This window comes from Bradyrhizobium sp. Arg816 (genome assembly GCF_029989365.1).
In the GTDB taxonomy this organism is placed as follows: domain Bacteria; phylum Pseudomonadota; class Alphaproteobacteria; order Rhizobiales; family Xanthobacteraceae; genus Bradyrhizobium.
Genome location: NZ_JAPRAQ010000020.1, coordinates 13172 through 24234, shown reverse-complemented (window position 1 = coordinate 24234; position 11063 = coordinate 13172). Strand labels below are relative to the sequence as shown.

Here is an 11063-nt window from a genome sequence, read left to right as displayed (position 1 = left end):
GTCGGTCGGTCCGCTGAAATAACCCTTAAAAAATAAGGGGTTATGCTGACATGACAAGGCGATGACGCCGGTGCTCTCACCCGGATGGCGCATTGACGACGGTAGCAGATTGCTGAGATTGGATGGTTCGGGAGCCGGTCCCGCCTCGACAGTGACTACCGACTTCCGGAATTCGAACATGGCTTCCTTCTCGCGGCGACGATTCGTTCATGCGCTATCGGGCGCAGCGGCTCTGGCGGCCATCCCGCGCAGCGGACAAGCCGCTGACTATCCGTCTCGTCCCATTCGCCTCGTGCTTCCGTATGGAGCCGGCGGAGCGGGGGACCAGATCGGGCGTCCCTGGGTGGACAAGATGTCATCGCTGCTTGGGCCGACCTTCGTGGAATATATCGGCGGTGCGGGCGGCGCGATCGGGGCTGCGACGGTCGCGCGCGAGGAGCCCGACGGCTATTCGCTGCTGCTCGGCAACGGCAGCACGCAGGTCATCATTCCCCTGACCTCGAAAAATCCCGGCTATTCCGTTGACGATTTCCGAGCCATCTACCGCCTGATCAGCAGTGCATTGGTCTTCGCCATCAACCCGTCGGTGCCCGCCGCAGACCTGCGCGAGCTGATCGCCTACGCCAAAGCCAATCCGGGAAAGCTGTCCTACGGGACACCCGGCATCGGCACCGGCAATCATCTGGTTGGCGAATCCTTCAAGCAGCAGGCCGGCGGGCTGGATATCGTCCACGTTCCGTATCGGGGCATCTCGCAGGCAACCAACGACCTCGTCAGCGGCCAGATCTCGCTGATCATTGCCGTCATGTCCGTTCAATTGCAGCAACTGGCTCAAACCGGGAAAGTGAGGCTGCTGGCGGTCACCACCGAAACGCGGCTGAGCGGGGCGCCGGAGATCCCGACCGCCGTCGAATCCGGCATGCCCGACATCCGATATGGGGGATGGTTCGGCTTGTTCGCGCCCAAGGACACGGACGATGCGATCATCGACAAGATCGCGCAGGCGACACGTCTCGCCATGGGCGATCCGGCGCTTCAGGCAAGCTACCGCGCGCAGGGCATGGAGCCGGACGGCGATTCAAGCCCGGACAAATTCCAGCGCATTGTCGATGCGACAACGGCAAGCCTGGGGCCCGTGATCAAGTCGATCGGGCTGAGCAATTTGTAAGGCCGCTCAGGCCTCGACGCGCGATGTTTGGCGGCCCTCTGCCGTGACGATGCGCGCCGACAGCGCGACGAGACACATCAGCGCGGCCAGCAGCCAGAACGCTGTCGGCAATCCGCCAAGCCGTGCGACGAAGCCGACACCGGCGGGACCAATGAGGATGCCGGCGTAGCCTGCGGTCGTGATGGCGGCGACGGCGAGCCCCGTGGGCATCACAGTCTGCCTGGCCGCCCGGCGGAACAGCACCGGCACGAGGTTCGACGCACCGAGGCCGATCAGCAGGAAGCCGCCGATGGCGACCGCCGCAACGGGCGCCGTGAGCAGGACTACGAAGCCCGCGATCGCAATGATGCTGCCCCAGAACAATGTCGTGCGATCCCCGATGCGCGCAACGACAGCGTCGCCGCCGAGCCGCCCCGCCGTCATCGCGATCGAGAACACGATGTAGCCGATCCCGCCTTGCGCCTCCGAGACGAGGCCCGCGCCGATGACGAGCAGCGCGCCCCAATCGAGCATCGCGCCCTCGACGAGGAATGTGATGGCGCCGAGCAGCGCCAGCAGGAGCACGGAGCCATGCGGCAGCACGAAGAGCGGTCCGTCCAGCACCTGCACCGAACGAAGCAGGCGCGGCCAGGCCGCCAGCATTGCAATCAGCATCAGCACGGAGCAGATCAGCGTGCAGGCGAGCGCGCCGAGTTGCAGCGAGAGCAGCGCCGTCATCAAGGCGGATCCCGTGAAGCCGCCGATGCTGAACAGCGCGTGGAAGCCGGACATCAGCGGGCGGCCCGCGTCGCGCTCCACCTCGACCGCATGGATGTTCATGGCGACGTCGATGGAGCCGAGCGCGGCGCCGAAAGCGAACAGGGCCAGCGCCAGCGTTGCAGGCGAGCTCGCGATCGCCAGCAGGGGCAGCACCAGCGCCAGACCGAGTCCGCCCGCAATGATGATCGGCTTGCTGCCGTAGCGCGCGCTCATGACCCCGGTCAGAAGCATCGCAACGACCGAGCCGATGCCGAGGCTGAGCAGGAGCAATCCAAGAACGCCGTCGTCGACGCCGAGCCGCGTCTTGGCGAACGGCACCAGCGGCGCCCAGCACGCGATGCCGAAGCCCGCGACGAGAAAGGCGAGCCGCGTCGCGAGGCGCGTTGCCGGCCGGTCGGCAGAATGCATGGGAACTCCGGGGAAGCAGGGGCGGGGCGATCGACAAGCCCTGAGATTGCCGCGCCTTTATGTCCGAGGCGTGCTCGAATTGTCGCAGATAGTGCTCAAGAACGGCGTGACGTCAACCTGGGTTCCGAAGCGTGTCGCGTTCGGGACGATATTCGTGAGCGCGCCGCCGGGCCCGGCCGTCGGGCAAAACACCGGGTCATTCCGAGCTGCGCCGGTGTCAAGCCGCGCTTGCAAGAATATTCCACTTTACCGAAATTCGGATTTGTCGTATGTGTTACCCATCCCGGCTCATCCTTGAGGGGCGATCTTGTGTCGTCACTGTCGCGAGCCGGGCTTGCGGTGGACGCGGCAGCGTCGGGCGCGAGAGGTCAAGGGCAGGGCGGATTGCTCTCCGTGAGCCCTGAGGCCTCGTGCCGGATGAGCGGCGCTGTCAGGTTCGTCTCGTCTGTAAGTTTCCGGCTCCGTCGACAGGGCCGGAAAAACTGCGGCGAAACGGCGAGCCGTGCGTACGGCAAAACCGTGTGGTCCTGGCGTCCAGCACTAATTTTCGGGTGCCGTGGATGAGACAATCTCTTGCAGAACAAGACGCTTTTCAGATCTCTGAATGACGAAGCGAACCGCGGGTGAGATGGCCGGGCCCCAATAGGCCCTAGACCGCTTATCCGCTGAAGGCGGACGCGAACCACTTGTAGGCGGCAAGGGCCCATAAGCTGAAGTCCCTGCCCGAGAAGTGGCGGGCCGTTGTTACCAGCTGTAGCGGATCGTGCCGGTGCCAGCGTAGGTGGATGAGTGCGAGGCGAAGCCGCCGTCGAACTTGGCGAGCAGGCTGATGCCGTTGACGAACCGAAGCTCCGCACCCACCGACGTCAGCGCGGAATCTTTCGGGGGGATCGCCCCGTTGACGATGAAGCTCGCCCCCGGCAGCGCCTGGAACACCGGCATGAGGGTGGGATCACTCACCCAGTCATGCGCCCACGCGAGCCGGCCGCGCAACGTCAGCACGGCGTTGGAATAGAGCGCCAGCGACCGGTCGAAGCGCGCACCAAGCTCACTCCTGGTGTCGGTCGCATCGCGCGAACCGAACGCGAGGGCAAAGCCATTGGGAATGGTGCCGATTTCGCCGTAGCTCGGCGTGTGGAAGCTCTGCGCCTGGATCGCCGCATAGGGCGCAACTCCGACATACGGCGTCTCGAAGTGATAGCCGCCTTCCAGCCGCCCGCCGTAGCTCTGCGCGTTGAAGTCAGCCGTCAGATGGTCGCCGCCAAAGGCGAAGCGGTCGGTTGACATCCAGTGATTGGTGAAGGCGAAGTCCGTAGCGAGATAGGCCGCGCCCCAGCGGGTCGCGCCGTAAACGCCAGCCTGGAAGGCATCGCTTCTACCACCGCCAAGCCCGTGCGACAGGCTCCAATTGGTGCCGCCACCGGCGATTGCAAAGCCCACCACGGAATTGGGCGCAAGGCGGTAGTCGAACCCGCCCGCGAAACCCGCGGTGCGTGCCGAAAGATCATGGCTGCCGATCACGGGATCGCCGCTGGTCTTGTTGCCCCCGCCATAGCCGCCACCCCACACCGTCCAGCGCGGCTCATAGATCGGCGCCGGCGCCGGGGGTGTCTTGGTGTACATCGAGGCATAGGCAAGAGCTGGTCCCGACGGCCGAGGCTCGCAGTCGGGCCTGAAGCCGAGCGCTGGATAGTCCGTGCGGCCAACACCGCATCGGCCGTCGACGAGCGGATCGAGCATCAGGTTGAGAAACTGGCTGCCGAGTTGGAATGCGGCTGTCTGTGCACCGGTCGCAACTTCTCCGGAGATCTGATCGAGGGCATTGGTGAGATTGCTGCCGGCGAGGCCAAAGAGCGGCACAAAGGCCGGCGGCAGCGTACCGCCGTTGTTGAAGAAGTTGTCGATGGCACGGCCGACGTTGAGCTGGTTCTCGGTGAAGACCGGTGGGGGCGGCGGCAGCGCCGGTCCACCCGGTATGGGTGGTATAGGTATTGGCGGGTTAGGATCGGGAACGAGCTGGGCCTTGAGATTAAGTATTGCGTCGTTGCCGACGTAGGCCAGTCGCGCCCCGAAGCCGGCCGGCAAGCCGAAGGTGGCGAGCGCGTCGAACGTGCCGGTGAGCCCGCCGGCGGCCGTCAAAATGGTGTATTGGCGCGAGACATAACTCCCAGGTGCAAAAACGGCCCCCACTGTCCCCGCGAGCGAAGCGGTGCCGGTCACATTGGTGGTCGACGCCGTCGAGGGGTTTACCTGCACGATGTAGAACGCGCCGGATTGAAACGCGAGGCTGCCGGCGACGTTTATGCTGCTCGGCGTCCCCACCGGACCGGGAACGAGGAAGCCGCCCGCGTTAATGCTCGCCGGGCCTACGGTGCCGCTACCGTGGAGCGCAGCGCCTGAGTTCACAGTGGTCAGGCTCGATGATGCGATCGAACCATCCACTAACAGCGAACCGGCGTTCACCGTCGTTGTGCCGGTGTAAGTATTGGTGCCGGACAGCGTCAACGTGCCACTGCCCGTCTTGACTAGCGATCCGCCGGCGCCGACGATCACACCGCTGACCCCGGTCGATAGATCGTTGCTGCCAACTGTCAGTGTTTTACCGGGAAGTATGTAATTGCCGGCGCCCGCGATCGATCCGGCTGTGATCTGATTGTCGCCATTTGGCCCCGCCGTGAACTCAAAAGTCAGGTTCGCCCCAGCATTCGTGATCAATTGCGCATTGCCGCCGGTGCTGTTGCCCGCAAACGTCGTTATACCATTCGTGGTGATGGTGGCGTTGGCAGCCGTGCTGCTGTTCGTGAAAAGTAACTGAAAGTTGTTCGCGATCGTAGCGGTGCCCGCCGAGCTGGTGCCAGCAAAAGTCACGTTGCCGCCGTTGGTGATTGTGGTGGCGGCAGTGCCCACCGAAGTGCCCGCTGTGCTGTTGCTAGCGAACACCAAATTGCTGAGGGGCGAAACGGTAATTTGCACGCCGTTCGGCGTAAAGTTGGAGATGCCCGCGCCGGTAAATGTCAGGCTGCTCAAGGGAGCAAGAAGGAACGAATAGGGCCCCGCGAAGGCATTATTGAAGGTAAATCCGCCGAGGCTGTTTGCGGCACCCGAGTTGAACGTCAGGCTGGTGATATTGGACTGCCCGAAGAACGCGGTGCCAATACCGGTCGGCACTGTGGCGGGGTTCCAGTTGCCGGCGGTGTTGAAATCTCCGGAGCCGGGATTGCGCAGCCAAGTCGCATCTTGCGCGTGTGCGGATGTCGCCGCGAGCAAGGCCGCTACTGCCGCCGTTGCCACCAGATGCGCGCGAACCTCACCCCCTGCGCAAGCGGACCGAATATCTTGCCGCGTTTGTCGCGCTGACCTCCGGCGCTTTTGTATCGACGTTGGCTCGCTTGATGCTGTCACTCATCGTTCCCCCTTCGAGGAGCCGCGACTTCAGCAATGACCTGACGAACGGTGAGAGCGTGGATTGCCTTAAGTGTGGCGAACGACAAGCGCAATTACAGTTTGTGGCTTGCTGTTGCGAACGTGTGACGAAGTGGACAGAGTTGCTGACCAATTCTGAGTAGTTCGCTTGCCCTAAGGCACGTCGACACGGCGGTTTTGGTCCATTCGAGATCGAGTTAGCCTGTGGTAAGTCTGGTCGTGGTCCGCTATGCCGCCGAAAGCGGAAGTGGGCTATCCTGCGCGACGTAGCAGGAATGACGCTGACGACCGAGACAGTCGCGTCCATCGCCAAGCCTTCCCCTCGACCCGGCCCCAGAAAGCCCGCGACGGTCAGCGCGTCGGCATTGGCGCAACACCTCGATTGCAGTCGGACCTACATAGGGAAGCTCGAGGCCGAAAGCGTGATCCAGCGGCAGGGTGACGGCTTCCCGCTCGACCAGAGGCCGCGTTGCCTACCTTCGATGCTTGCCGCGAGTGGCGGCAATCGCCGCTGGTGCTGATCACGTCAGGGGCAAGACCGAGATGCTGCAACTGCGGCTGATGGAGAAGCAGGCGCGAACTGGTGCGGCGGGCAGATGTTGATGCGCTCATCGAGGGAATTGCCGGTGTCACCCTGACCGCACTGTCGAGCCTACCTGGCGCGGTGTCCGCCGCGCGGCGGATCTTGCGATCCGTCGCAGCATCGGGCGGGTCATGTTCGAGATCGCTTGCATCTGTCAGGAGATGGCCGACAAGTGCGGCGAGCCGCCACTCGATGAACAGTACGGATAGATGCTGGCGCGACGTGGGCGACCGGCGGCAATGACAGCGTGTTTTCGAGAACGCCGCAATCTCCTCATGCTGTTGCCGAAAGGCAACTGATTTATTGTTTCTTCGTTGAACTGTTCCATTTTGCGTTTACGCCGCAACAAACAGTTTTAGATTTGCGGTCTCCGGGCTGGGGCGTGTTTTACGACAGCGAATTTTCGAACCCGGAGGCTTTTCGAAATGATTTTGGAATTCCTCGCAATTTTTTCTCTCGTTCAGTTCGCCAACATGATTTCGCGACTGATCGGTCAGCGGCATGACGTACTCTCCTACGTTTCAAGATCAGGTCCTCACCGGTAAGTGTGGCTAAAGCGGCATTGCTGGCACCGTTTTGATGGCATCTATCCTGCACGGTGCGCGACGTAGCGATCTTGCGACCCGACCGGCGCAGGATAGTCGGGAAACACGCCGGGCATCGGTGCGAGGTTGCCGACGTATCGGTTGACGACGCGAAACAATGCGGCGATAGCGGCTTGATTAGTGGTGATGCTGTAGAGGTTGCACATGCGAGATGGTGTTGATGCGGTGGGGCATGCCGCCGCCGCTCCGCACAGGCGGGCCGCCAGTCACGCCGCCGGCCCCGGCCGTCGGGCAAAACACCGGGTCATTCCGAGCTGCGCCGGTGTCAAGCCGCGCCTGCAAGAAATATTCCACTTTACCGAAATTCGGAAATGGCGTATGTGTCGTCCATCCCGGCTCATCCTTGAGGGGCGATCTTGTGTCGTCACTGTCGCGAGCCGGGCTTGCGGTGGACGCGGCAGCGTCGGGCGCGAGAGGTCAAGGGCAGGGCGGATTGCTCTCCGTGAGCCCCGAGGCCTCGTGCCGGATGAGCGGCGCTGTCAGGTTCGTCTCGTCTGTAAGTTTCCGGCTCCGTCGACAGGGCCGGAAAAACTGCGGCGAAATAGCGGGCCGTGCGTACGGCAAAACCGTGTGGTCCTGACCGTCGTTGCTACGGTCAAGCTCTTGCGAATGCGGCAGTCGCGTCAACCGGCGCGGCGTCGGCGACTTTCGCTGGGGTGAGGGAGGCCAGAAGGAACTCGGCTCCCGGGAGAGCGCGGCATAAGCCGTCCAACCACTGCGCAGGAGGAGTATGGGCGCAGAAAGCTTAGATATTTCAATGCTCTGACGCTGTTGTGTCCACATTTGTGTCGCGATCCGACCGGCGTGCGACCAAGGCGCTTTATATGAATTTCTGTGGAGCCCGATGGAGTGCAGGCGGCCCGATGCCTGCCGACGTCTGGGTCGGATCGGGTCGATAGCGGGAGATCTAGGCCCTTCCAACCTATGTGACGGCGTAACGGATGATTGACGCCAGCGACGGATAATGCGCGTAGTTTGCATGGGGACGCGAGCAGCAGATTGGTTGATGGGTCATGGCCACCGCCGACCAGATACCGAGTGAACTCACGCTGGAGATAGGTGCCAATCTATCTCCCGAGCGGTTCATGACGGCTGCCCGCGCGTTCTTCGGATACATACAGGAAGTGAGTGCGAGCTTTGCTCCGGAGGGTGAGCCGGCGCGATGGGTCGTGCGCGTTCGCGAGGGCAGCACGTTGCTCGGCGTTGATCCAATGCCGGCCACTCCGATTGAGGTGGTGAACGCTGTTCTCGCGCGCGCGGAGAAGGGTGTTCAGCGCATTGCCGAAGGTGACATCGACGACTCCGGTTTGCCAGAGGCGGCCGTCAAGCACCTGCGGACCTTGGCGGAAATCTCCGAAGGCACGCAGGGCCACATGATTCCGGTCCGTCTTTGGGTTCACAAGAAGCCGGTCGAGCTAGACCCGAAAATTGCGAGCATCATCCGCGAGGATTTTCGCGCCGACTATAAAGACTATGGGACCATCGAAGGCCGCTTGGAAACGATCACCGAGAGCAGCAGCGGCACCCTGCAATTTCAAATCCGCGACGCCATGCTGAAGCAGAAGGTTCGCTGCTTTTTCCCGGAGCACCTGCTTGCCGACGTGTTCGACAAATTCCGGAAGCGCGTCGAGGTTAGCGGCGTGATCCACTATCGCAAAAACGGAATGCCGATCAGCATCGAGGCGGCCAGCGTTGTCAGCCTGCCCGATGACAGCGAGTTGCCGACAGCAGGGGACGTGAGAGGAATTCTCCGTAATTAAGTTTGCCAGTTGAATTGATCTATTGGGACAGCGACGCCTTTCTCGGTTGGCTCCAATCGGAGCCGGGCAAGGCGGAGCTATGTGAGGGCACGCTGCTCCGCGCTGATGCTGGCGACGTGCTAATCGTCACGTCTACCCTCGCGATTGCGGAAGTGCTCTGGATGCGCAACGCGCCACCGGTTGCAAAGGACAAGGCCGATATTGTTCGTCGGTTTTTTCGCAGATCGTCGATGCGGCTTCGAAACGTGACGAGGGTCGTGTCCGAAAGCGCTCAAGAGTTGGTTTGGGATCACGGCGTGAAGCCCAAAGACGCCATCCACATCGCCACCGCGCTCGAAGCAAAGGTTCACGCGCTGGAGACATTCGACGACGGGCTGCTCAAAAAATCCGGGCTGATCGGCACGCCACCGCTGTTGATCAGAAAGCCCATCGCGCCGGCTCAAAAAAAGCTATTGTGAGACGGGATGGCAGGCCATGAAAGATTATCAAGCCAGCTTGGAAAAACTCCGCAAGGATGCGGCTGAAGCCGCCCTGATCCGCGACCTCGCAACGAACCCCACAAAGCGGGACATGTTCGACCGGCTGGCGCAGCATCTGAACCAGCTTGCCGATAGGTTGAGAAGGCGATGGCGAAAACTTCTCGCGACGCTGACACCTGACGCGCGTGCCATGACGACCTACCTTCAAAAGATCACCTTCGGCGAAATGCGCGAGTCCGGCGTGCGCCTAGACGTCTTTGGTTGCCGCCTCGGCTGCCAGCCGCGCGGCTTCCGCTCGTTGCCATCGTTCGGTCGCCTTCATCTCGTCCATGAGGGCCATCACCCTGTTCTCCAACGTCGTCAGGTGCCCATCGAAGCCTTCGACGAACTCGATGACGTTATGCCCTTGGTTCACTTCCCGGAAGAGCTTCATCACGTCGAGTGCGACGGCCGCCGCTAGCCATAGATCAATCTTGACGTGATATTCGTCTTCAACGTCGAAGAACGGCGCTTGAACCTGATTCCCTTCCATGCGGAAGACGCCATGCGCCGCGACGACGTTCGCGTGAGTCTGCGACTCATTGAGCAAATCTTTTTTGGCTTTGATTGCGTCGGAAAACGGTTTGTGGTTTTGCGCTAGCCAATCGTAACGCTTGCCGGGAAGTTTCGGCGGAAGGACGAGCACGCCGTTTTCCCACTTGAAGAAATGTTCGTCGTCGGGATTGGCGATAGCGAAGGCGGCGTGCGCGCCAGCTTCGAGAACTTGTCGTAGATTCCACATTGCTTGCGACTTGTGCAGGCGAACGGCTGACATGATCGCTAGTAGATGGTGCTTCTTCAGGATCGCGCTAAAGCGGCCGACATGCATCCGGTCGTGATCTATCGCAATCATGCAACGCGAAAGAAAAATCGAACTCGCGCGGGCTTCGAGCCAATGCTTTCCGAACCGACCTTCGGCCTCCAGCACCATTTGCCGTTCGCTTTCGGCCAGCTCCTGAAGCGTAGATTGAGGGTAAGTCATCGACTCGCCTTTCTCGCGCGTTTATAACACAGTTCCCCGGTACGGTTACGCTCTGCTACCATCCGCTGATGTCGCCGCAAGACCAACAGCGCTTCGCCAGGCTGATCTCCGACTTTGTCGAGGGGGGCGAATTTGAGGGCCCGTTTCATCTCGTTGTCATCGACGCGCGCGGCACCGCCAGCGTCACGCGCTACGGTCCCCACGGCGTCGAACGGATCTGCAGCGGGCCGGCGAAGCCCAACCGGCTCAAGATGTTCCGCCGCTGACGGCAACCGTGGTCTCGTCGGATGGCTGCGGCAAGTCGGCTAAGATCGAGATCGTGCCAGCGGCTCCGACGATGCAGTGATCGAACCTGTGAATAACCGGGACAAGCCTCCCGATCCTCGCGTTGCTACCCTGCATTGTGCCAACGTACAGCCTCCCGATTCGCGTGGGGCCGCAAGTCGGGTTGAAGACCGGACGCCTCCCGCGATGAGCCGGGCAATGGAATCGTTTGGTTGAGAAAGGACGAGAGCTATGGATGCAGACGAACGAATGTTTCGCGAGAAGACTATTAGAGCGCTACAGAGCCATATCACCGAACTAGACGCGATGGAGAAGGCGGTCCGTAAAGCCGCGCGCGAACATACGGAGATTCCCAATCTGAAGGAGATTGTCAAAGAACTAGGCGACGCGACCGCAGAACTGCGATCCGTCAATAACTTCTATGAGGACGAAACAGTGCCTCATGACATGTGGAATGTGGTGGGTCACACGCTGACAGCACTCACCGACTGCAACTCCGCCTTAGTTCTCTATCTTGCAACGAACACCGGCTAGCTTTGTGTTTTCCTCACGCGGCATCCGATTGCTTAGAG

Annotated in this window: 9 protein-coding genes and 1 pseudogene; 5 read left to right on the top strand and 5 right to left on the bottom strand. The window is 61.6% G+C overall.

Annotated elements, in window-relative coordinates; genetic code table 11:
• The first annotated feature begins 178 nt into the window (after positions 1 to 178).
• Positions 179 to 1168: a tripartite tricarboxylate transporter substrate binding protein gene (locus OWC48_RS34060; protein ID WP_282523897.1), complete on the top strand. Its 990-nt coding sequence runs from the start codon at positions 179 to 181 to the stop codon at positions 1166 to 1168.
• A 6-nt stretch (positions 1169 to 1174) separates the two neighbouring features.
• Here the strand turns inward: OWC48_RS34060 and OWC48_RS34055 are convergent, their stop codons facing one another.
• The 4 genes and pseudogenes from OWC48_RS34055 to OWC48_RS34040 all read right to left on the bottom strand — a co-directional run.
• Positions 1175 to 2335: an MFS transporter gene (locus OWC48_RS34055; RefSeq protein ID WP_282523896.1), complete on the bottom strand. Its 1161-nt coding sequence runs from the start codon at positions 2333 to 2335 to the stop codon at positions 1175 to 1177.
• Between the two features lie 744 nt (positions 2336 to 3079).
• Positions 3080 to 5602: an autotransporter domain-containing protein gene (locus OWC48_RS34050; RefSeq protein ID WP_282523895.1), complete on the bottom strand. Its 2523-nt coding sequence runs from the start codon at positions 5600 to 5602 to the stop codon at positions 3080 to 3082.
• A gap of 1074 nt (positions 5603 to 6676) precedes the next feature.
• Complete coding sequence (locus tag OWC48_RS34045; RefSeq protein WP_282523894.1) at positions 6677 to 6844, bottom strand: hypothetical protein; 168 nt, start codon at positions 6842 to 6844, stop codon at positions 6677 to 6679.
• A 122-nt stretch (positions 6845 to 6966) separates the two neighbouring features.
• Positions 6967 to 7092, bottom strand: a pseudogene (locus OWC48_RS34040) (SOS response-associated peptidase); the annotation flags it as partial.
• Between the two features lie 867 nt (positions 7093 to 7959).
• On the opposite strand from OWC48_RS34040, the gene OWC48_RS34035 reads away from it, so the two are divergent.
• Together OWC48_RS34035 and OWC48_RS34030 are read left to right on the top strand one after the other, a co-directional pair.
• On the top strand, positions 7960 to 8706 hold the full coding sequence (locus OWC48_RS34035; protein WP_282523893.1) for an OB-fold nucleic acid binding domain-containing protein: 747 nt from the start codon (positions 7960 to 7962) through the stop codon (positions 8704 to 8706).
• 14 nt (positions 8707 to 8720) lie between these two features.
• Positions 8721 to 9164, top strand: a complete 444-nt coding sequence (locus OWC48_RS34030) for a type II toxin-antitoxin system VapC family toxin (RefSeq protein WP_282523892.1) — start codon at positions 8721 to 8723, stop codon at positions 9162 to 9164.
• Positions 9165 to 9432: 268 nt separating this feature from the next.
• Here OWC48_RS34030 and OWC48_RS34025 read toward each other — a convergent pair whose 3' ends face one another.
• Positions 9433 to 10206, bottom strand: a complete 774-nt coding sequence (locus OWC48_RS34025) for a hypothetical protein (protein ID WP_282524004.1) — start codon at positions 10204 to 10206, stop codon at positions 9433 to 9435.
• A gap of 68 nt (positions 10207 to 10274) precedes the next feature.
• On the opposite strand from OWC48_RS34025, the gene OWC48_RS34020 reads away from it, so the two are divergent.
• Positions 10275 to 10472 (top strand): hypothetical protein, encoded by a 198-nt coding sequence (locus tag OWC48_RS34020; RefSeq protein WP_282523891.1) that lies wholly within the window; start codon positions 10275 to 10277, stop codon positions 10470 to 10472.
• Between the two features lie 250 nt (positions 10473 to 10722).
• Positions 10723 to 11025 (top strand): hypothetical protein, encoded by a 303-nt coding sequence (locus OWC48_RS34015; RefSeq protein WP_282523890.1) that lies wholly within the window; start codon positions 10723 to 10725, stop codon positions 11023 to 11025.
• The last annotated feature ends 38 nt before the right edge of the window (positions 11026 to 11063 follow it).